The organism is Acinetobacter sp. MD2(2019) (genome assembly GCF_035615615.1).
Lineage (GTDB): Bacteria > Pseudomonadota > Gammaproteobacteria > Pseudomonadales > Moraxellaceae > Acinetobacter.
The window spans coordinates 1-21,576 of sequence record NZ_VTDU01000009.1 but is presented as its reverse complement, the minus strand read 5'-3'; the positions used below and the strand labels follow the sequence as shown (position 1 = coordinate 21,576).

Genomic DNA, 21,576 nt, shown 5'->3' with positions numbered 1-21,576 from the left:
TTTGAAGATCAAACACTCGGTAAAGCTCTCTTAGACCAAATTATCCATCGTTCTCATATTTTTAACCTGCAAGGCGAATCAATGCGTAAAACGATAGTAGAATAACCAATCCGCTGTCCAAGTAAAGGTTCATTTTGCATCAAAATAAAAAAGCTTATTTTTACAACACTTAAACCTATTTCTAGTATTCTTTTCACATAAATGCTTGACCAAATCCGCACTGCCGCCTAAAATCCTTTTCCATATTCTCCCATAGCTCAGTCGGTAGAGCGACGGACTGTTAATCCGCAGGTCCCTGGTTCGAGCCCAGGTGGGAGAGCCAAAATTATAAAACCCACTCTTTTTTGAGTGGGTTTTTTTATGAGTAAAGTGTAAGTTCGTGCTAAGCCAATTGTCATCTCCCCCCCTTTTCTTTATTTCCATTCTGGTTATTTTAAGCATTGTCGGGCTATACACACAGCTTAAAAAAAAGCAAAAGTATTTTGCAAGACCGCTGATTACTGCATTTGAAAATCGCATGTTTAAACAATTAAACCATGCCTTCCCGCAATACCATATTTTAACGCAAGTGGCTTTTAGCGCTTTAATTACCAGTAACGATTACAAAATTAGAAATCAATTCAATCGTAAAGTGACCGATTTTGTTTTGGTTAACAGCAAATTTCAGGTCAAAGCGATTATTGAACTTGATGATCCAACGCATCTTAATAAAGCCGAGGAGGATAAATTTCGCGATAAAATGCTCACTGAAGCCGGTTATCAAATCTTTCGCTACACCGAAATTCCATCTATTCGACAATTACAACAAGATATTCACTAACCCTTTCAGCATTTGCTTTTATTCCATTCAAGTATTAAATTATTGCTTGTGACAGCACATCGTTGATAAAAGGAATTTATCATGAAAAGTATTCACGAATGGCTTGATGAATATAACCAAAGCCACCAAAACCCTCAGAACAAAAAAATTCATTGGATCTGTGTTCCCACTATTTTATTTTCCATTATGGGACTGCTGTTTCATTTTAATGCACTTTTGACCACGCTATTGCTCATCCTAAGCCTGATTTTCTATGCACGACTAGATGTAGTTTTAGCTATTGCCATGGCTATACTTATGCTCCTCATGACATGGCTCATTCACATCCTACCTGTTGATACAGGATTCTATTTGGCGCTGTTTATCACCGCATGGATTGGACAATTTTATGGACACAAAATTGAAGGTAAAAAACCATCTTTCTTTAAAGACTTACAATTTTTGCTGATTGGTCCGCTATGGTGTATGGATGCGTATATCACAAAAGTATTTCCAAACTGGAAAAGCCGTCAGTTAGACCTACCCAGCTCTTAACTTAAGATATTAGGCTTTAGGCTGATGTAGCCTAAAGCTTAGCTTGAACTCAACAAAAAGTTTAAACTGTAAAATATCAACAAGCTCATCATGACGTTATAAATAATTTTTACCCGACAATAAGCAAGTATAATACAAAAAATGGCTGCATAGAAATAAGCATTAGTCGGTAGTGATCTAATCTGCTCCCCCTCAAAGAAAATAACAGGAAAACAGATTGCAGTTAACAAACATGGCGCAGAATATTTCAACATTCTTTCCATAAAACTTGGAAACCGAATTTTAATATTTGGTGATAAGAAAATAGATCTATTCAAAAATACGATGGCAGCTAAAGTAAAAATCATGATCCATGTCATTCTTCACGCTCCTTAGAAAAATACGCCAAACCAACAGGAGTCATCATCCCAAGTAAACCAGAAATTAAAACTGCACCTTCTATTTGGTAAACTCGCAATATAAAACCACTTAAACAAGTCACCAAAACTGCCAACACCACTTTTAAATTTGTTATTAAAGGAACAATCATTGCAATAAAGATTGCAACAATTGAAAAATCAAGATGATAGTTCATTAAATCTGGAACCATTTGCGCAAGTAAGATTCCGACAGCACTAAAAGTGACCCAAAACAAATAAAAGCATATTCCTGCACCGAGCATAAATTCTGAATGGCGGTTTTCAGGAGTCAAACTGACTGCAAATAGTTCATCCGTGAGTAGAAACCCAAGTGCTAAACGCTGCCTTAAAGCCAACACCGAAATCTGATGACGTAAACTAAGGGCATAAATAAAATGCTGAGAGGTCAAAAAAAATATCGTAATAAAAATGGTCAGCGTAGAAGCACCTTCCATCACCATGCTTAAACTAACCAGTTGTGCTGCCCCTGCAAACACCAGTGAGGACATCGCAAATGCTTTAGCAAATGATAACCCTGCTTTAACAGCCATCGAACCTGCCAAAATCCCCCAGGGAACCACTGCAATCGAAAGCGGCATGATCGCAATAACACCCTGAAACAACGGACGTTTTCTAAAAGATAAAGAACCTGAACAAGACATGCTGTTCATCCAAATTATATTTCATGCTAAATGAACTAAAATTATTCCCTACTTTTTAAAATTTGACTTGCACAAAATTGCTGTATGTTATTTAAGTTGATCCATTCGACCTATTGAGGTTCAATATATACTGCGCAGGTGTGACTCCCATCGCTTTTTTAAAATGACGACTAAAATGACTTTGGTCTGAAAATCCACAAGCTAAGGCAACAGAAGAAATTGAATATTCACTTTTTAGCAACTGCTTAGCCTTATGCAACCGAGCTTGCACTAACCAACCATGTGGCGGAAGTCCAACATATCGCTTAAATTGACGTAAAAAATGCCAAGAACTTAATCCAACTAAATTTGAAAGCTCAGTTAAACTATAATTTTTTTCAGGTGAAGCAGATAATAAGTCCTTAATCATTAAAATCTTATTTTGCGCTTCAGGTAACTTCACTAAATTTCGTTGATATTGCCCATGACGGGACATCAAATAGCTGAGTGTAGACAAATACATACTTTCTTTAAGCAAAAAGTTATCTTTTTGCTCAAGCAAATCAAATAGCAAACATAATTGTTGTGCAAGTCCAACATCTCGTACAACTGCATGAGGAAACCAAGGCGCTCCATGTTGGCTAACAAACAGATCCCGCGCAATCTCAGCTAACATTTCAGGCGTTGGATAAATTGCACGATATCGCCAACCCGACTCAACAGCCGATGAACCGGTATGAATTTCATCAGCATTTACCAAAATAATATCGCCTTTCGGTGCGACATGCAGTTCACCAGTTCTAAACAATGACTGTGCACCATCTTCTATGACCCCAATACAATAGCCTTCATGCACATGTTTAGAAAATTGCGTCTGATGATATTGTGCTTTTAAAAGTTCTAAGCCACCTAATTCACTTAAATGTAAATAGTTAGCTTGTTCTTGATACATAGCCTATCTCATTGATGTCTATATAAAACCTTAACACGTAGGAAACGAGTGTCTAGAATAAAATTGCTGTTAGAACTACATCACATTAAATGATGACTTACTTTATGGTCATGAATTAATCAAGTTTATTGATAAATTTGACCATTATGTTTTAACCAACCATTTGCATGATTTCCTTTCGGATCACGATGCGTCCAATGAGTCACCCCACCTTTCGGGTTATATTCATACTCGCCATTAAATTCAACCACATCACCTTTTTCTAAATGTTTAATCTGGGGTGCCAAATCAATATTATGAGCAACCAAAACAGATATGCCATTTTCTAAACTTAAAATAAATTTTTGATGACGAAAACCCTCGTTATCATCAGCTAATATAGCTTTCACTTTACCACTCGCCTGTGCCTGCACATTACTTTTGTGCTGAGCAAATGCATTCGCAATAATTTGCAAACCTTGTTAAGCATCAGTTTGATCAGATTTATCTACCCCCAACACAATCTGATGTTGCATTTCATGATTGACATGCTCTGTTTTCATTTTCGAATTTGAAAATTTGGCAGAATACGCATAATAGCCAGCTAAAAATGCAGCAAAAATAAAAAGTAAATAATTAATTTTTTTATTCATTTTGCTATTCCTCATATTTTTAAATAAATAAAAAAAGCCCCTTACGGAGCTTTTTTTGACACAATAAAACTTATTGCGCAGCGGCTTGAGCAGCAGCAACTTCTTCAGCGAAGCTCATTTCTGCTTTTTTCTCAATACCCTCACCCACTTCGAAACGAACGAATTGAGCTACAGTTGTTGCAGTCGCTTTTAATACGTCAGCAACTTTCTTGTCGTTGTCAATTACGTACATTTGACGCTCAAGAACAACTTCGTTCAAGTATTTTTCAACAGAACCAGTCACCATTTTTTCAACGATGTTAGCTGGTTTGCCAGATTCAATTGCTTTTGCTTCAGCAATTTCTTTCTCTTTAGCGATTAAATCTGCAGAAACTTGTTCAGCAGTTACCGCAACTGGGTTGAACGCAGCAACGTGCATTGCAATACCTTTACCAGTTTCAGCATCACCAGCATAAGAAACCACAACACCGATTTTTAAACCGTGTTTGTAAACTGCCAAGTTTTCGCCTTCAACGATTGTTGCACGACGAACTTGGATGTTTTCACCGATTTTTTGAACAAGTGCAATACGCGCTTCTTCAACAGTTTGACCATCTTCTAATTTTAATTCAGCAATTTTCGCTGCATCAGTTTCGCCAGAAGCTAAAACTGCTTGCGCAACTGCTTTAGAGAAGTTAGCAAAGTTATCATCTTTTGCAACGAAGTCAGTTTGGCAGTTTACTTCAAGCAATACTGCTTTGTTGCCTTCTTGAGCAATTGTGATTGCACCGTCAGCTGCAATGTTACCTGCTTTTTTAGCAGCTTTTGCTTGACCAGATTTACGAAGGTTATCAATCGCAAGTTCGATATCACCATTCGCTTCTGTCAAAGCTTTTTTACATTCCATCATTGCAAGACCAGTACGGTCACGTAATTCTTTTACCATGCTTGCAGTAATTGCAGTCATGTTGTTCTCCAAATTAGGTAGAAAAAATCTTTTAAGAAAAACGGCCCAAAGAAACTCTGAGCCGTTTGCTTTTTCTCGACGCTTAATTTGCCACCATTACATGTCGCAAGAATGACAAGCCTGCGTCAAAACGCATTAAGCTTCAGAAGCAGCAGCTTCTTCGCCTTTAGCTTGTGCATTTGCTTGAGTTTGAGCGTACTCTTTACCTGCAAGAATTGCATTCGCCATTGAAGAAGCATAAAGGGTTACTGCACGGATCGCATCGTCGTTACCAGGAATGATGTAGTCAACATTGTCTGGGTTAGAGTTTGTATCAACGATACCGATTACAGGAATACCTAAGTTTTTAGCTTCTTTGATTGCAATCGCTTCGTGGTCAACGTCGATTACAAACAATGCGTCAGGTAAGCCACCCATGTTTTTCACGCCGCCTAAAGCACGCTCAAGTTTTTCCATCTCACGAGTACGCTCTAATGCTTCACGCTTAGTCAGCTTAGCAAAAGTACCATCTTGAGATTGAGTTTGAAGGTCTTTTAAACGGTTGATAGATTGGCGAAGTGTTTTCCAGTTCGTCAACATACCACCTAACCAACGGTGATCTACATATGGTTGACCAGCACGTTGCGCTTGTTCACGGATGATGCTAGAAGCAGCACGTTTTGTACCAACGAACAAAACTTTGTTCTTTTTGCTTGCTAATTGGTTAGCGAAGTTCAAAGCATCATTTAACGCAGGAACAGTGTGCTCAAGGTTGATGATGTGAATTTTGTTGCGCGCGCCAAAAATATATTGACGCATTTTTGGATTCCAAAAACGAGTTTGGTGACCGAAGTGTGCGCCAGCTTGAAGAAGGTCGCGCATGCTTACGTTGTAATCTGCCATTTTCATTACCTTAATATTTTGGGTTAGGCCTCCATATGTCCTCATCCTCCACCCAAGGGATTGCTGTCACTTTATCAGTGGTTGCGACAAAGGTCGTTTTTAAGGCGATACAAGGCATGAATAATGAAATTTAGCATTCTAAAAAATGTATTCATAACGCTGTAGCGTCAAAAAACGCCCTAGTCCCGAAGGGTTGTGGCTAAAATTACCTAATGCTTCGTTATGAAACTTGATAAGGACACACCATTACCTACGTTTCATGCCTCGCATGCAAAAATTTTAGCCGACAACGCAACTCACATATAAAGTGACAACAATCCCTGAAGCACCCAGAGCAATGTGTCGACATATGTGCGGATTTTTAAATAACCATTTTAACCACTAATCATGAATTAAAATTATTCACGAAAAGCATTTGATAAAATGGGTGCATATTTATACCATAGTTGCATATAAATTACCAAAAGTTTTTAGGTCTTATGAACAGTACTTACGAAGCGCCACGTCGATTAATTAAAACCCCAGATGAAATTGAAAAAATGCGTATTGCAGGGCGTTTGGCAGCGGAAATTTTAGATATGATTAAACCGCATATCAAAGCTGGCGTAAGCACTTTAGAATTAGACACGATTTGTCACGACTATATTGTGAATGTTCAAAATGCCATTCCAGCATGTTTAGGTTATGGTGCTGCACCAGGTCGCCCTGCGTTTCAACACACCATTTGTACTTCAGTGAACCATGTGGTGTGCCACGGCATTCCATCTGAAACGAAAATTTTAAAAAATGGCGATATCTTAAATATTGATGTCACTGTGATTAAAGATGGTTACCATGGCGACACCAACATGATGTATGTGGTTGGTGGTGAAACCACCATTTTAGCCAATCGTTTATGCAAAGTTGCCCAAGAAGCCATGTATCGCGGAATTGCCGTGGTTAAACCGGGCGCATATATTGGCGATGTCGGCGCTGCAATTCAAAAATATGTTGAATCTGAACGTTTTAGCGTAGTCCGTGAATATTGTGGTCATGGCATCGGTACTGTTTTTCATGATGAGCCACAAGTCTTACATTATGGTACAGCGCAAACCGGTATGCGTTTAGAAGCAGGTATGACCTTCACCATTGAACCGATGGTTAATGCAGGCGTTTGGCAAACCAAAACCCTTGGCGATAAATGGACGGTTGTCACCAAAGACCATAAGCTTTCTGCGCAATATGAACATACTATTTTAGTGACTGAAACAGGCGTAGAAATTTTAACTGCACGCCCTGAAGAAGATTTATCCCGCTTTCAACAATAAGTTGTGTTCGAGCACAAAGGGCTGAATTGCCCTTTGTGTTGAATTGTAATTTTCGCTTAAAAATAACTCAAAAAATAAAAGCGTGTCCTAGCTCACACTATACCTTATGGTAAAATTAAATTCCTTGTAACTTTTTTTCTTCAGATCATCTCACATGAAATTCTTGGTGTTGTTGGGTTGTAGTTTTTTTTTAACCGGTTGCCTTTTTGGCACATCAAATGAAATTAAAAAATCTGAACAAATCATTAAGCGATTTCACTGTGACAATATTGAACAACAAGGCTCAGCTAATCCAATTAGTAGCTATCATCAGCAAACGCTGAATATAAGCAAGCAAAAATCTGAAGATTATTTACAACAATATAAAGATGGCGATCGTCTGTTTAACGTTCCGCTAGATGAAGTGATTAACCAGCAATACAGCATTTATAAAGATGCTTGTCAATCTTTAGGCGGCATTTTGTAATTACCATTAAAACAATAAAAACACCACCTATATAAGGTGGTGTTTTTGTTTTGCGGCTTAGTGCGCTGCAAACTGATTCATTGTATTTTTAGAGTCATCACCCGCTTTGAGTGCATTTTCACCTGCAAAGATTTCTTTGTGATCATCACCAATATCTGAACCAGCCATTGCTTGGTGTTTCACACAGGCAATGCCACCGCGAATTTCTTTACGCTGTACACCAGCAACATAAGCCAACATGCCTTGATCGCCAAAGTAACCTTGTGCCAATTCATGGGTAGACAGTGCCGCAGTATGATACGTTGGCAAGGTAATTAAGTGATGGAACACACCGGCTTCACGCGCAGCATCGGCTTGGAATGTGCGAATTTTTTCATCGGCATCTGCTGCTAATTCTGTTGCATCGTATTCTGCACTCATTAATTTTGCGCGGTCGTATGCAGACACATCCTTACCTTCTGCAACCCAACGATCGTAAGATTGCTGACGGAAGTTTAATGTCCAGTTAAATGATGGGCTGTTGTTATAAACCAGCTTGGCATTTGGCACCACTTCTTTCACCCGATTCACCATGTGGGCAATTTCTTTGACGTTTGGCGTTGGTGTTTCAATCCAAAGTAAATCTGCGCCATTTTGTAAACTGGTAATACAATCTAATACCACACGGTCAATTTGCGTACCTTCACGGAATTGGTACAAGCCCGAAGCCAAACGGGTTGGACGATGCAACTTACCGTCACGTTTAATTAAAATTTCATCATCCGTAGCTTCAGAAATATCAATTTCTTGGGTGTCTAAATAACTAATATATTTAGATGCGATATCACCTGCTTCTTTAACTACGGGAATGCTTTGGGTTAAATCTGCCCCTTCTGAGTCGGTACGTGCCACAATTACGCCTTCATCCACACCCATTTCTAAGAATGCATAGCGAAGTGCATGAATTTTAGCGATAAAATCGGCATGAGGTACAGTCACTTTACCGGCTTGGTGGCCACATTGCTTAGCATCAGATACTTGGTTTTCAATTTGTAACGCACATGCACCGGCTTCAATCATCTTTTTCGCAAGTAAATAAGTTGCTTCCTCATTACCAAAACCAGCATCAATGTCGGCAATAATTGGCACAACATGGGTTTCAAAGTTGTCAATTTGCGCTGTAATTTCAGCAACTTTTGCAGAATCCTCCGTTTGTTTCGCTTTATTTAAAGCACGAAATAAATCGTTGAGTTCTTTGGCATCGGCTTGACGTAAGAAGGTGTAAATTTCGCCAATTAGTGCGGCAACAGAGGTTTTTTCATGCATGGATTGGTCTGGTAATGGGCCAAATTCTGAACGAAGCGCCGCAACCATCCAACCCGATAAATAAATGTAACGTTTGCTTGTAGTGCCAAAATATTTTTTATTGGCAATCATTTTTTGCTGTGCAATAAAACCATGCCAGCAGCCCAGTGATTGCGTATATTTGCTATGGTCTGCATCATATTCAGCCATGTCTTTACGCATAATTGCTGCGGTATATTTTGCAATGTCTAAACCAGTTTTGAAGCGGTTTTGTAGTTGCATACGTGCTGCATCTTCAGGGCTAATGTCAGCCCAAGTGTTGCCAAATTTTGCTTTTAATTCGCGAATGGCATCAATTGCTGTTTGATAAGTTGTCATCGTTGCTTCCTTTTTTAGTTCTTAACTGTTTAGTGGCATCACGCATGATCAAGTTTATTTTTTGATCATATTCTGTTCCTAATCTCAGAGTAAAACCGAAGCACAATTAAATCCAATATTTCAAAGGAATCCTCACCATTTATTTATAAAATATGTAGATCAAAGTCGTATTATAATGAAGTTATAAAAATTTAATTTATTGATTTTTAATGATTTAAAAAACACAACTTACAGTTAGAATCTAGAACCTAGACTATGGTCTGATCAGTCATTTTTTTACATTTACGCCTGTTTTCACGGCTCATGTTTTTGTATTTTATATACCTTGATGAAATAATCATCAATTTTCTAACAATTCAGCATATAATTTTTTGCATAACAGCCAATCAAATGACATGCAAATTATGCTGATTCCAACTCAAAATAAAGATAACTGAATTGTTTAAAGGATGAACATAAAAAATCTGTGCGCATTTTAAAGCTTTACCTTATATTTTTTTTTGTTATGATGGCTTCCGATGCGCTCATAGCTCAACTGGATAGAGTACAGGTCTCCGAAGCCTGTGGCGTGGGTTCGAGTCCCGCTGAGCGCACCAAAAACCACATAAACCACTGAATTATAATAATATTTTTAAATATCTTCACCACAATCTATTACACCTCACTTTAACATACTGCTATATTCCTGAACTTAAGTCTCTACCTCATCTTAAATGCTATTTAAAAAAATTATAAACTTCAGCCACTACATACTCGCGCTTACAGCATTTTCATTATTGTTCTTATGCAAATGAAACAGAGAGTTTTATCTGGTTGACTTGGTTTATGCCTCAAGATCGCTCACAATAGTCGGAAGTTTTATTTTGAGAGAACGATATGACGCATGCTTTAATGCTCAAAGACGTATCTAAAACCTATAAAAATGGCTTTCAAGCCTTAAAAGGCATCAATTTAACCGTTCCTGAAGGTGAGTTTTATGCTTTATTGGGGCCAAATGGTGCAGGAAAATCAACCACGATTAGCATTATTAGCTCGCTGATTAAAAAAACTGCCGGCACAGTCGAAATTTTTGGGCACAGCTTAGATACTCAAAGCTCGCGTGCCAAACAACAACTCGGAATTGTACCGCAAGAGTTTAATTTTGGTCATTTTGAAAAAACCTTAGATATTTTAGTGACTCAAGCGGGTTATTACGGTATTCCTAAAAAAGTTGCCGAACAACGTGCAGAATACTATTTAGAAAAATTAGGTTTATGGACAAAACGTGATACTCAAACACGTATGCTTTCTGGCGGTATGAAACGCCGTTTAATGATTGCACGCGCTATGATGCACGAACCTAAACTACTCATTCTAGATGAACCGACCGCCGGTGTAGATATCGAACTGAGACGTTCGATGTGGGATTTTTTGGTTGAAATTAACCAAAAAGGCACGTCGATTATTCTCACCACGCATTATTTAGAAGAAGCTGAAAGTCTGTGTCGCCAAATTGCAATTATTGATCATGGCGTGATTAAAGAAGACACCAGCATGAAGGCGTTTTTAAGCCAGCTCAATGAAGAATCTTTTATCTTCGATTTAGCAGAACCAATTGAGCCGATTCACATCGAATTAATTGGCATTCAATTAAACTTAATTGACCCGGTGACTTTAGAAGTCAAAATGGATAAATCACATAGTTTAAATGAGATTTTTCAATTATTTGAAAGCCTAAATATTCAAGTGCAAAGTATGCGTAACAAAACCAATCGCCTTGAAGAGCTGTTTGTGCGCATGGTCGAAAAGAATCTACAGGAAGCCAACGCATGAACTTGACGCAATTGCAAATCGCACTGTGGACGCTAGTGCAAAAAGAAGTCCGCAGATTTTTAAGAATTTGGCCACAAACCTTACTTCCGCCTGCAATTACCATGACTTTATATTTTGTTATTTTCGGTAATTTGGTCGGTTCTCGCATTGGTCAAATGGGTGGTTTTAGCTACATTCAATTTATTGTGCCCGGCTTGGTCATGATGTCGGTCATCACCAATAGTTATGCCAATGTTTGTTCTAGCTTTTATAGCGCGAAATTTCAACACAGCATTGAAGAATTACTGGTCAGCCCTACGCCGTTAAGTTTGGTTTTATGGGGATATGTGATTGGTGGCGTTTGTCGCGGTGTTTTGGTGGGTTTTATTGTAACCTTAGTCAGCCTATTTTTTACTGACTTGCATTTAAATAACCTCTTTGTAACGGTTTATACCGTCATTATTACCAGTTTATTATTTTCAATTGCAGGCTTTATTAATGCCTTTTATGCCCGCTCATTTGATGATATTTCAATTATTCCAACCTTCGTTTTAACTCCACTGACTTATTTAGGTGGTGTATTCTATGCCATTAGTTCGTTAAGCCCTTTTTGGCAAAAACTATCGCTGCTTAACCCGATTGTTTATATGGTCAATGCCTTCCGTTACGGCATTTTGGGTCATAGCGATATTAATGTGAGCCTTTCTCTCATTATTATTAGTTTATTTTGTGTCGTTTTTTATAGTTTTGCATACTATTTATTGGCACGTGGTTCAGGAATCCGTGAATGAGCGTAGAAAAATCGTTATTGGGTAAGGATACCGCTTACCCAACTGAATACCAACCAGACATTTTATTTCCAATTCAACGTGCGCCATCACGTAGTGCATATAGTGATGTTGCTGGTGTTGTACAAGGTCAAGATTGGTGGCATGTCTTTGAGTTATCTTGGTTAAATAGCTATGGATTACCCCAAGTTGCCATTGGTCGTTTAACCTTGCCTGCCACATCGCCCAATTTAATTGAATCGAAATCGCTGAAGCTTTACTTTAACAGCTTAAATTTCACCCGTTTTGCATCAACAGAACAGCTTATTGAAACGGTTGAAAAAGATTTATCTAAAGCCGCGGAAGCGAAAGTCACATTAAGCTTAATTGATGCGAACCATTTGTCGGTGTCTGAACCACAGGGAATCTGTTTAGACCAACAACAACCCAGCACGCTTTCTGAGCATCCCGATGCCAGTTTACTCAAACTTGATGCAGACGCGCCTATTATTGAAGAACAGTTCTATTCGAATCTCCTTCGTAGTAACTGCCCTGTAACTGGACAGCCAGACTGGGGAACCCTTTTTATTCGCTACCATGGTAAAAAACCATGTTTAGAGAGTTTATTGGCGTATATTATTTCGTATCGACAACACAATGGTTTTCACGAACAATGTGTTGAACAGATTTTTGCCGATATTTGGCAAATTTTGCAGCCCGAGAAACTGATGGTTTACGCAGCTTACACCCGCCGAGGTGGTTTAGATATTAATCCTTGCCGCGTTTCAGACCTCGATTGGCTGCCTAGCGCGCCAGTTCGCTTAGCACGACAATAATTGACACACAAATAAAGGAATCGTTATGGCTTTTTTTGGTTTTATCCCTTCTGAGAACTTATTGCAAAAAGTTCAGACTTCTATAGCCCAAAAAAATGCAAAATCTCCCCTTTATCCATTGCGAGATGAGATTGCCTTACACGTCAATGAAGAAATTATCGATGCGATTTTAACCAACGTGGTCAGACATTTTCCGCCAAGTGAGAAAAAAGAAACCGCAGAGAAACTGGCAAGCTTTGTTAAATCTAGCGTGGCGGTTTTACTCAAACAACTGTTAAGTAAAGCCAGCAATGACGTTGTGCAACAATCGATTGCTTTTTCCGAGCAAAGTCTATTTCAAGACCCCCAAGGTCAATTGCGTATGGGTGAAACATTAGACCCAAGATTAGTGACCAACCTAAAGCATTATTTTCAGCAAATTCAATCCGGTGAACGTATTGATATTCATGCCTTTGCAGAAAATTATAAAGTTTTTGCAGAAGCTACGGTCAATCACTTTATGCATGATTTTCATCGTACTTTAGATCTTGGCATGATTAAACGAAAAGCTGCAGATATTGGCTGTTCGGCCGTAATTAAAGCCGTGCATATCGCCATCGATAAAGTCTTTGTTCATCTAACTAAAGATGAACTAAAAGTCTTGGCTCAGCATCATGATGAATTATTTTTTCAATAGCAGCAGCCACTCATCGAAAACCTAGCTTAGGCTAGGTTTTTTATTGCAAAAAATAGATAATACATTACCTTGTGATGACATTATGTTAGCATTCATATGCTGATAATCACTTGCTTTTTCTTGTTATGCCACCAAGTTCCCAATATAAATTTTTACGCCAAGCGCCACGCGATGGATTAAGCACGGCAATGCAGCCTTCTCGATGGCAGCGCCTACACATTGACCCATGGTTGTGTTCATTTCTTATTCTGAACGCCATGTTAGGCTTAGTGGTGCTGTATAGTGCGTCTGCACAAGACGTGGGAATGGTGACGAAACAAGCCATTAGTTTTGGGATTGGCTTTGTTGTTATGGCAACCATTGCCCAAATTCCGCCCAAAGTATTCCAATCATTTTCACCGTATTTCTATTTGTTTGGCGTGATCTGCTTAGTCGGAGTCAAGGCGTTCGGCGAAATTCGCATGGGTGCTCAACGTTGGCTGAGCGTACCGGGTATTGGCAGTGTACAACCCAGTGAATTTATGAAACTGGGCATGCCCATGATGACCGCATGGTTTTTAACGCGTAAACCGTTGCCGCCTAGTTTAAAAACAGTGCTGATTACCCTCGTTCTCATTGTTATTCCATTTGTGTTAATTGCTGAACAACCCGATTTAGGAACTTCATTATTGGTCCTCGGCAGTGGTATCTTTGTACTGTTTTTAAGCGGACTATCTTGGAAACTTATTCTTGCAGCCATTGCTGGCGCTGGCGTGTTTATTCCTGTGGCATGGGAATTTTTACTCCACGACTACCAACGTCAACGCGTATTGACGTTGCTCAATCCGGAAGCTGATGCTTTGGGTACCGGATGGAACATTATTCAATCTAAAACGGCCATTGGTTCGGGTGGTTTTTCAGGTAAAGGCTTCTTACAAGGCACACAGTCGCATCTGCATTTTTTACCGGAAGGACATACCGACTTTATTATTGCCGCCTATTCAGAAGAATTTGGTTTAATTGGCGTCATTCTGCTGGTTTTGCTGTATTTTGCAATCATTTGCCGTACCTTCCAAATTGGCATGCAATCTTTCCATAACTATGGCCGCTTACTTGCAAGTGCATATGGTTTGTCGTTTTTTGTATATGTTTTCGTTAATGCAGGAATGGTTAGTGGTATTTTACCTGTAGTCGGTGTTCCACTGCCGTTTATGAGTTATGGAGGAACAGCCATTATTACACTCATGACTTCTTTTGGTATTGTTATGTCCATTCACACCCATCGCTAACGGGATTTTAATTATGTGGCGAAAAAAATTAAATAAAACATTTGGTATTTTTGCATTGTCTAGCAGTGCTGTTTTTACAACTTCATTTTGTCAGGCCAATGAATTTATTAATGCTCCAAGCTATGAAAGCTTTAAGCTTAAAACCATGCAGCGCTACAACTTAAGTGCAGCGCAAGTGGATCAAGCCATGCTTGGTGCGAAAAACAGACCCAACATTTTACAAATTATGCAACGCCCCGGCGAAAGCAAACCGTGGTACAGCTACCGCGAAATGTTCTTAACCGAAGGTACCATTCAACGTGGCGTGAATTTTCGCAACAAATATGCAGATGAGCTTAACCGCGCCGAACAACAATTTGGCGTTCCACAAGCCATTATTTTAGGCATTCTAGGCGTAGAAACTGGCTTTGGCAGTAATCGTGGCAATATTATGACGCGCGATGCACTGGCTACCCTTGCATTTAATTATCCACGCCGCGCAGATTACTTTGCAGATGAACTTGCAGCACTGATTGCATGGGCATATAAAGAAGGATATCCAATAACCAGCATTACAGGTTCTTATGCAGGGGCAATTGGCTATCCACAATTCATGCCAAGTAATATTGGTAAATACGGTGTCGATTACGACAACAATGGTCATATCGACTTACGTAACTCACCGGTCGATGCGATTGGTTCGATTGCCAATTATTTGGCTCAGCAAGGTTGGCAAAGAAATCAACCGATTGGCTTTTTGGCGCGCTATACAGGCACCACGCCAGATGAAGTCATTGCCAAGGATTTGAATCAGCCAACCCCTTATGCCGTGCTGCAACAAAAAGGCATTACTCCGCTCAATCCTATTGTAAAAATAGACGAATTTGACCCTGTAAATGTCATTCAATTGCAAGATTATAATGCACCAATTTACTACATCACTTATCCTAATTTTCAAGTGATCACGACTTATAACAAAAGCAGAATGTACGCAACGGCAGTATGGTTATTGGGCACTGAAATCACAGAAAGATAAGTCAAATTTACAAAAATTTTAAATAAGCAAGCTTTTTTTTGCTTTAAATGGACTAAAAATAGGCAAAATTCATCAAATGTTACAATTTTGTCTATTTTTTAACCAAAACTCTGTCTATTTTTGTTGTTTTTGTAACTATTTGCCAATAAAGACTAGACACTTTTAGACCAACATGAATATTATCCTATCCGTCAAATGCAGTTGAACAAGTCAATTTTTAGACAGCTTCTCTTGCTTTTCAAGCATTTATATTGAATGCAAGCGAATGTCTTAGGAGATTATTCATGCAATATCCCATAAAATCCCTGCTCGCAATTACACTTGGTTTGTCATTGTCGCAGGTACAAGCAGATATGGTTCAATCATCATCGTTTAATAGCGACAATGATAGTTCTGGTCTTGCTGCTCGTGTTATTAATAAAGATGTAAAACAGACGAACCGTCTGTCAACGTTAAATGGTCTATCGATTACCGAACGTTCAGGTGACACCATCCGTCGCCAAACTTTGGCTGCTAAAGTTGAAGTCCCTGAAGATGAACCTTCTGTAATCGATAGATTAAATACTGTCGCGTCAAACACTGTACGTCGTTTTAGCCAAACAGGGATTGCCTCTTGGTACGGTCGTCAGTTTCATGGTCGTAAGACAGCAAGTGGTGACACTTTCGATATGAACGCTTTAACTGCTGCTCATCGTAGCTTACCGTTAAATTGTTATATTCGTGTGACCAATAAAGATAACGGCCGTAGTGTCGTTGTTAAAGTAAATGATCGTGGTCCTTTCCACGGTAACCGTGTTCTTGATTTATCTTTCGCCGCTGCAAAACAAATTGGCTTAACTAACTCTGGTACAGCCAAAGTCAGCATCGAGCGTGTAGACGGACCTAATTCTTAATCAGAATACTCCTATGTAACAACTGTATTTGACGAGCCACTTTTTGTGGCTTTATTTTTTTAGCCTATTCATCTCGCATTTTACGAAACGTTAAATTCATTCTCGCCTGCTCTACATTGCGCATTTTAGGCAAGCTATGCTGCCAATACTGTTGAGTTTGATCCTTCATCAGTAACAGGCTTCCAGACTCAAGTTGCAGTTGCACCTTAAACGCTCGCTGTCTATGCTTAAAGACGAATTTACGTACCACCCCTAGGCTGAGTGATGCAATCGCCGATGAAGGGCTTATTTCTGGCTCAGAATCGCTATGCCATCCTAATCCTTCTGCCCCTGTATGATATAAATTTAATAAACAGGTATTAAATTGTTCACCTGTTGCCTGCTCTATTTTCTGTTTAAGGATGAAAAGTTCAGGCAACCAAGGCTTTGCATATTTGGTTGTGCCTGAATAATGATAAGAAAATGCTTGATCGGCATACCATGCAATTTTTCTGGAGGTTTGAATGTATTTACCTGCAACAAATACTTCATCACGCTGCCATGAGACCTGTTGCAATAAAACCTCAAAAAATTGATTGGCAGCTGTAGGCGTCAAAAAGTGTGGCAAATATTCTACAGTACCATCAAATGGTAAATAATTTTCTGTCGGATCTTGCTCAAATAAATCGAGGTTGTGTTGCATAGTTAAAAAAACGGTAGTGTTTCAAAAAGTATGCTGGCATTAAACGAATCCATTATTGATGTAAAAAAAGACTAAATCAAAGGCTTTGAAATGATTCTCAAGCTTTTTAGAGAAGTTGCAGCTTCCCCTAAAGCCTCGCCTGATGCGATGCCTTTTCCTGTAAGAAGAATTCCCCCTTACTTATGATTATGAATCAGACCTAATAATCTCACTGACTAAATGCCACTTAATCTTTTTAGCTTGCTTTAAAACCATATGGTCATAACACTCTAAAAAACGAGGTGCTATATCACCTTTAAGCAAAATAACTTGCTGGCGGTAATCATCGGCATTGTTTTGCTCATAGTTATCACGGTTATCATAACCTACATACATTGGCTGACCATCTAAATCTAGCTGTTCGTCATAACGATAGATACCATCAATTTCACAAGGTCGCCCAGATTCTAAGTAAATATTATTTTTTTGAGGTTTATGCTCTTGATAATGTCCACGATCAGGAAAAATATCTGGTGCGTCCAAACGACGAATCCATTTACGACTGGCTTCAACATCTAGAACTTTATAATTATTTCCAACGTCCCAACTAATTGACCAATATGCGCCATTTCTTAACGGACGCAGTGCTTTATTTAGATTGTAATAACTGTCTAAAACAGGCTGATTGCTTGGTAACAATTGAGGAAACTTCTCGAGTTGAAATAAAAAACCTTCTGCCTGTTGCTGTGGCTTCAACTTGAAATGCTCACAATATTTAGGAAATGTTTTAACCTCACAAATTCGCTGTACTAAAGTGTTACTAATGTAGGTTAACCAATCGATACTTTTAATTCCATCCCGAATCCTCCCCCTTTCTCTTATACTTGCGCCTTGATAGATTCCCCAAAAGCGTTCACCTTGAGCTAACGAGTAATCACCAACACCGATAGGTTTATAAGGCAAAACTCCTTGAAATCCTGCTGTAGCATGATATACGCCGAGTTTATCAATACACATTTGAATTAATCCCATAAGGATTTTTTTTTGTTTTTCATCGAATATTATTTGATTAGGAACATGAAAAATCAAAGATGAACTTTCCAATATATGTCCTTCCCAACCTCGATTGGTAAAAGCATTAATCATATATTCAGGTGCTTCATCACGTTCACCAGAGGCACAATACCATTCAATTTGATCATCGGGATGGGTGTGCTTAGCAACAGCTTCTTGAATATTTGGCATTTCGGAAATATCGTAATATTTTCCCTTTCCTTTTTCATTGACATAAGCTCCCCATGTGAAATGTTCGGCATAATGTTGATTAAATGCTTCGATACACTCAGCTAAAGCTTGACGTTTTTCAGGGGTATGTCCTGAAAAATATAAAAAATGTGCCTGAAATTCAGCACCTGTAATAAATAAAGATGGTTGGTCTTTTTTATGCTCCAACCACTGAAAATCCTTTAAATAAGGCTCTAAATCTGCATAGCTGTTGATCATGATGGTCTTTTCCTTATTTTATGAATGTGCCAAAGTTGCAAAGCCTGTAATCAGTAAGCCCCCCCCAACTGCTTCACTTGCTCCAATTGCTCCTGCTGTAGCAACTGTACCTCCAACTGCCCCTGCTAAAACCACTGTTGCACAAATAAATGCACCTACGATACCAACACTTGCAGTAATCGGAATCATCATGCTTTGATATTCTTGAAGAGGTACAAGCTTACGCTGAAAAATAACTTTTTGAGATGGTGGGGCAATCAATTTACCCAGACCACCGAGCATTGAATCGTACCGAGTTTGTCAGAGACCACTTTTCCTGAGAAACTACTCCGATGAAAAAACCAAACTACACTCCTGAAATCAAAGAACGAGCTGTTCGCTTAGTTCTAGAATCCGAAAAAGATTATCCTTCAACTTGGGCTACAATCACTGCTATTGCTCCTAAAATTGGCTGTACACCTGAAACATTACGTGTTTGGTATCAGAAGCATCTTGATCTCCAAAATCCTGCCAAAGTTCAACAGATGTCTGATCAAGAACGCATCAAAAAACTTGAGCGTGAAAATAAAGAACTACAACGAGCAAATGAAATCCTGCGTAAAGCAGCCGCTTTTTTCGCCCAGGCGGAGCTCGACCGCCCACGCAAATAATGGTCGATTTCATTCACAACAATAAAATTCGGTATAGCGTTGAAGGTATTTGCAAAATATTACCAATCACTCCTTCAACGTACTATCGGCATTTATACCTCAATGATCATCCCGATAAACGTTCTAAACGAGTTTTGCATGATGAACATTATGCAGAAGAAATTAAACGAATATGGCGTGATAGCTCGGGTCGTTATGGCGTTCGTAAAGTTTGGGAGCAATTGAAGAAAGAAGGCTATGCCATTGCTCGTTGCCGTATTGCTAGATTAATGCAACAGCTTGATATACAAGGTGTATGGCGTGGTAAGAATAAGCAAACTACACGTAGCCGTGATGATCAAAAACGTGCAGATGACTTAGTTAAACATGATTTTACAGCACAACATCCTAATAACCTGTGGGTCGCTGACTTTACCTATATTCAGACCCATTCAGGCTGGGTCTATACGGCATTTATTATTGATGTTTTTTCACGAGCAATCGTAGGTTGGAAAGTGTCAACACGTATGAATACAGATATGGTCCTCGATGCACTGGAGCAAGCATTACATGATCGAGGTATGCCAAAGAATGTGATTCATCATTCCGATAGAGGCGTGCAATATTTGTCGATTCGCTATACCAATCGCCTAGAAGCAGCGAATGTAAAAGCCTCTGTTGGTACTACAGGTGATTCATACGATAATGCTTTGGCTGAAACAGTGAATGGTTTATACAAAATGGAGGTGATTGAATATTTGAAATCTGATTGGACAGGTCTATCTGATGTTGAACTAGCAACATTGAATTGGGTCGATTGGTTTAATAAAAAACGGCTACATAGTGCAATTGGATATGTATCACCATTTGAATATGAAACGACGTACTATGCTAAGATGAATCCGTTAGGTCAGGTGGCCTAACTTAGATAAACTGTCTCCGATAAACTCGGTACGGTTCAAATTCAAAAAGGACTGGATTTTAAGACACCAAATCAAATGGCAGAGGACTTTTGCAAGTTGGCTGCCTAAAATCTCCCAAGTGAAAGTCTCCTGCTAATTCAGCACACATCATATATCTGAGGCAGATATTCTTCTATATGAGTTAAAGAAGGTGGTCTAATGAAAAAATATTTGGTATTAATTGGCGCAATTTTATTAACTGGTTGTACTAAACATATCTCTTTTTCTAAAATAGATAATATTTATAAAAATAATAATGTATTGAATTTTTCTATGTATTTTAATAAAAATGATTTAAATGAAATTAAAGAATTATCTTCAAAAAAAATGGATTGCAAAGATGTTAACAACAAGAGTCAACTCTTATATGGTTATGTTAAGGAGCTTCAAAATAATAGAATAGATTTTATAGTAAGTTATTGTGAAAATAATGACAAGGGTATATGTAATCCTAAAAACATTAATAATGTAAAAGAGATTAACTTGCAATGTCAAGGTATCTTTTCTGCGATGCTAGGAGATATTCATAAAACAGATAAATTTATCGTTTCCATTGACGATAAATAAAAGTACTTTCCAGTAAGCTTCATTAGCTGTGAATATGTGTGATTTAGCTTACAGTTGTTCTTTTTTACCCACACTTTTATCCGCAGAAATTGCGAATAGTTTTAAAAATGAAGCTCTTTTGAAGTTAGTAAAATCTCAAAAACGCTCACTTATTAACCATTTTTGTTGGCAATTTGTTCCAAAACCGCTGTAAAAAAAGCCGATATGGGAATAGTTACACCGATTCCTAGCTTTACAACCCATACTTTTACTTTGAAGTCAGCAACTAGAGAAACTAAATGAAATATTTTTTTAAGACCATAGCCATCTTGTTGATACTTGGAAATACGGCTTCTTCATCTAATAAACTGGATTCTAGTGATGGTGAAGTAAAGGCTACTCAAAGTAATAAGGAAAGTCAGAATCTTTCTATAGAAGATCAAGTCATTATTAAAAAATATAAAGATATAATTCAGAACCTAAATTTTAGAGATAAAGAACATTCTAATAAGGTCATGAAAGATAATCTATCTGAAATTAGAAAAATTAAAAATGATTACGAGCGAGAGAAAATTGAAATGCAAATCTACTGGTAATGCTCCCGCAAATTAAGCGAGTTTAAAAGTAGAAAATCGATTAACCTTTGTCCAAGGAGATTTTCTATGAAAACATCAAAATATTCAGACAGTTTAATCATGAGTATTTTAAAACAAGCTGAATCTGGCACGCCTGTACCGAATCTTTGTCGTGAACACGGTATGAGTACGGCAACGTTCTACAAATGGAAGT

General features: G+C 38.4%; 25 protein-coding genes, 2 tRNA genes, 3 pseudogenes and 1 other annotated feature. Of the genes and pseudogenes, 18 read left to right on the top strand and 12 right to left on the bottom strand.

What is annotated here, in order from left to right; genetic code table 11:
• Positions 1–33: 33 nt before the first annotated feature.
• From I2F62_RS13190 to I2F62_RS06545, 4 genes and pseudogenes are all read left to right on the top strand, one after another.
• A pseudogene (locus I2F62_RS13190) lies at positions 34–105 on the top strand (hypothetical protein); the annotation flags it as partial.
• Positions 106–246: 141 nt separating this feature from the next.
• Positions 247–322 (top strand) — tRNA-Asn (locus tag I2F62_RS06555).
• A 102-nt stretch (positions 323–424) separates the two neighbouring features.
• Positions 425–820 (top strand): DUF2726 domain-containing protein, encoded by a 396-nt coding sequence (locus I2F62_RS06550; protein ID WP_420713736.1) that lies wholly within the window; start codon positions 425–427, stop codon positions 818–820.
• Between the two features lie 81 nt (positions 821–901).
• Positions 902–1,354 (top strand): DUF962 domain-containing protein, encoded by a 453-nt coding sequence (locus I2F62_RS06545; protein WP_324626220.1) that lies wholly within the window; start codon positions 902–904, stop codon positions 1,352–1,354.
• A gap of 38 nt (positions 1,355–1,392) precedes the next feature.
• On the opposite strand, the gene I2F62_RS06540 is transcribed toward I2F62_RS06545, so the two are convergent.
• The 7 genes and pseudogenes from I2F62_RS06540 to rpsB all read right to left on the bottom strand — a co-directional run bounded on the left by I2F62_RS06540 (position 1,393) and on the right by rpsB (position 5,805).
• Positions 1,393–1,713 (bottom strand): AzlD domain-containing protein, encoded by a 321-nt coding sequence (locus I2F62_RS06540; protein ID WP_324626219.1) that lies wholly within the window; start codon positions 1,711–1,713, stop codon positions 1,393–1,395.
• On the bottom strand, positions 1,710–2,423 hold the full coding sequence (locus tag I2F62_RS06535) for an AzlC family ABC transporter permease (RefSeq protein ID WP_324626218.1): 714 nt from the start codon (positions 2,421–2,423) through the stop codon (positions 1,710–1,712). Before I2F62_RS06535 ends, I2F62_RS06540 begins: the two co-directional genes overlap by 4 nt.
• Positions 2,424–2,505: 82 nt before the next feature.
• A complete protein-coding gene (locus tag I2F62_RS06530) occupies positions 2,506–3,345 on the bottom strand; it encodes an AraC family transcriptional regulator (protein WP_324626217.1) in 840 nt (279 codons plus the stop codon).
• Positions 3,346–3,470: 125 nt separating this feature from the next.
• Positions 3,471–3,803, bottom strand: a pseudogene (locus I2F62_RS06525) (DUF3465 domain-containing protein); the annotation flags it as partial.
• A gap of 3 nt (positions 3,804–3,806) precedes the next feature.
• On the bottom strand, positions 3,807–3,977 hold the full coding sequence (locus I2F62_RS06520) for a hypothetical protein (protein ID WP_324626216.1): 171 nt from the start codon (positions 3,975–3,977) through the stop codon (positions 3,807–3,809).
• Between the two features lie 70 nt (positions 3,978–4,047).
• Positions 4,048–4,923, bottom strand: coding sequence for a translation elongation factor Ts (tsf, locus tag I2F62_RS06515; protein ID WP_324626215.1), 876 nt, complete (start codon positions 4,921–4,923; stop codon positions 4,048–4,050).
• 135 nt (positions 4,924–5,058) lie between these two features.
• Positions 5,059–5,805 (bottom strand): 30S ribosomal protein S2, encoded by a 747-nt coding sequence (gene rpsB / locus I2F62_RS06510; RefSeq protein ID WP_324626214.1) that lies wholly within the window; start codon positions 5,803–5,805, stop codon positions 5,059–5,061.
• A gap of 479 nt (positions 5,806–6,284) precedes the next feature.
• Here rpsB and map point away from each other — a divergent pair, with 479 nt between their 5' ends.
• Positions 6,285–7,112, top strand: coding sequence for a type I methionyl aminopeptidase (gene map, locus I2F62_RS06505; RefSeq protein ID WP_324626213.1), 828 nt, complete (start codon positions 6,285–6,287; stop codon positions 7,110–7,112).
• A gap of 154 nt (positions 7,113–7,266) precedes the next feature.
• Positions 7,267–7,578 (top strand): hypothetical protein, encoded by a 312-nt coding sequence (locus I2F62_RS06500; protein WP_324626212.1) that lies wholly within the window; start codon positions 7,267–7,269, stop codon positions 7,576–7,578.
• 57 nt (positions 7,579–7,635) lie between these two features.
• On the opposite strand, the gene I2F62_RS06495 is transcribed toward I2F62_RS06500, so the two are convergent.
• Positions 7,636–9,240, bottom strand: a complete 1,605-nt coding sequence (locus I2F62_RS06495; RefSeq protein WP_324626211.1) for an isocitrate lyase — start codon at positions 9,238–9,240, stop codon at positions 7,636–7,638.
• A gap of 520 nt (positions 9,241–9,760) precedes the next feature.
• Here I2F62_RS06495 and I2F62_RS06490 point away from each other — a divergent pair.
• The 8 genes from I2F62_RS06490 (at position 9,761) to I2F62_RS06455 (ending at position 16,486) form a co-directional block, all read left to right on the top strand.
• Positions 9,761–9,836, top strand: a tRNA-Arg gene (locus tag I2F62_RS06490).
• Positions 9,837–10,116: 280 nt separating this feature from the next.
• The gene (locus I2F62_RS06485) at positions 10,117–11,052 is read left to right on the top strand and encodes an ABC transporter ATP-binding protein (protein WP_324626210.1); all 936 of its coding nucleotides are present in this window, start codon (positions 10,117–10,119) and stop codon (positions 11,050–11,052) included.
• Positions 11,049–11,822, top strand: a complete 774-nt coding sequence (locus I2F62_RS06480; RefSeq protein ID WP_324626209.1) for an ABC transporter permease — start codon at positions 11,049–11,051, stop codon at positions 11,820–11,822. The genes I2F62_RS06485 and I2F62_RS06480 overlap by 4 nt, the downstream gene beginning before the upstream one ends.
• Positions 11,819–12,634, top strand: coding sequence for an NADPH-dependent 7-cyano-7-deazaguanine reductase QueF (gene queF, locus I2F62_RS06475; RefSeq protein WP_324626208.1), 816 nt, complete (start codon positions 11,819–11,821; stop codon positions 12,632–12,634). Before I2F62_RS06480 ends, queF begins: the two co-directional genes overlap by 4 nt.
• Positions 12,635–12,659: 25 nt before the next feature.
• Positions 12,660–13,310 (top strand): hypothetical protein, encoded by a 651-nt coding sequence (locus I2F62_RS06470; protein ID WP_324626207.1) that lies wholly within the window; start codon positions 12,660–12,662, stop codon positions 13,308–13,310.
• 125 nt (positions 13,311–13,435) lie between these two features.
• Positions 13,436–14,578, top strand: a complete 1,143-nt coding sequence (gene rodA, locus I2F62_RS06465; protein ID WP_324626206.1) for a rod shape-determining protein RodA — start codon at positions 13,436–13,438, stop codon at positions 14,576–14,578.
• Positions 14,579–14,591: 13 nt separating this feature from the next.
• Positions 14,592–15,593, top strand: coding sequence for a lytic murein transglycosylase B (gene mltB, locus I2F62_RS06460; RefSeq protein WP_324626205.1), 1,002 nt, complete (start codon positions 14,592–14,594; stop codon positions 15,591–15,593).
• 284 nt (positions 15,594–15,877) lie between these two features.
• A complete protein-coding gene (locus tag I2F62_RS06455) occupies positions 15,878–16,486 on the top strand; it encodes a septal ring lytic transglycosylase RlpA family protein (RefSeq protein ID WP_324626204.1) in 609 nt (202 codons plus the stop codon).
• 64 nt (positions 16,487–16,550) lie between these two features.
• Here the strand turns inward: I2F62_RS06455 and I2F62_RS06450 are convergent, their stop codons facing one another.
• The 4 genes and pseudogenes from I2F62_RS06450 to I2F62_RS06435 all read right to left on the bottom strand — a co-directional run bounded on the left by I2F62_RS06450 (position 16,551) and on the right by I2F62_RS06435 (position 18,932).
• Entirely contained in the window at positions 16,551–17,168 is a 618-nt protein-coding gene (locus tag I2F62_RS06450) for an alpha-ketoglutarate-dependent dioxygenase AlkB (protein WP_324626203.1), read from the bottom strand.
• A 39-nt stretch (positions 17,169–17,207) separates the two neighbouring features.
• A pseudogene (locus I2F62_RS06445) lies at positions 17,208–17,324 on the bottom strand (IS1 family transposase); the annotation flags it as partial.
• A 30-nt stretch (positions 17,325–17,354) separates the two neighbouring features.
• A complete protein-coding gene (locus tag I2F62_RS06440) occupies positions 17,355–18,650 on the bottom strand; it encodes a type VI immunity family protein (RefSeq protein ID WP_324626202.1) in 1,296 nt (431 codons plus the stop codon).
• An 18-nt stretch (positions 18,651–18,668) separates the two neighbouring features.
• Positions 18,669–18,932 carry a hypothetical protein gene (locus tag I2F62_RS06435; protein WP_324626201.1) on the bottom strand — a complete coding sequence of 88 codons (264 nt, stop codon included), beginning with the start codon at positions 18,930–18,932 and terminating at the stop codon, positions 18,669–18,671.
• 50 nt (positions 18,933–18,982) lie between these two features.
• Here I2F62_RS06435 and I2F62_RS06430 point away from each other — a divergent pair.
• The 4 genes from I2F62_RS06430 to I2F62_RS06415 form a co-directional block, all read left to right on the top strand.
• Positions 18,983–20,202, top strand: a protein-coding gene (locus tag I2F62_RS06430; protein WP_324626200.1) for an IS3 family transposase whose coding sequence is annotated in 2 segments (ribosomal slippage) — positions 18,983–19,259 and positions 19,259–20,202 — 1,221 coding nt in all. Because the reading frame shifts where the segments join, the coding sequence is not laid out codon by codon here.
• Positions 19,258–19,372 (top strand) — a sequence feature (AL1L pseudoknot). It overlaps the preceding gene by 115 nt.
• 198 nt (positions 20,203–20,400) lie before the next feature.
• Positions 20,401–20,808 (top strand): hypothetical protein, encoded by a 408-nt coding sequence (locus I2F62_RS06425; protein WP_324626199.1) that lies wholly within the window; start codon positions 20,401–20,403, stop codon positions 20,806–20,808.
• A 278-nt stretch (positions 20,809–21,086) separates the two neighbouring features.
• The gene (locus I2F62_RS06420) at positions 21,087–21,383 is read left to right on the top strand and encodes a hypothetical protein (protein ID WP_324626198.1); all 297 of its coding nucleotides are present in this window, start codon (positions 21,087–21,089) and stop codon (positions 21,381–21,383) included.
• Positions 21,384–21,449: 66 nt separating this feature from the next.
• Positions 21,450–21,576 (top strand): transposase (locus I2F62_RS06415; RefSeq protein ID WP_324625581.1); only part of this gene is annotated, 127 nt, incomplete at its 3' end.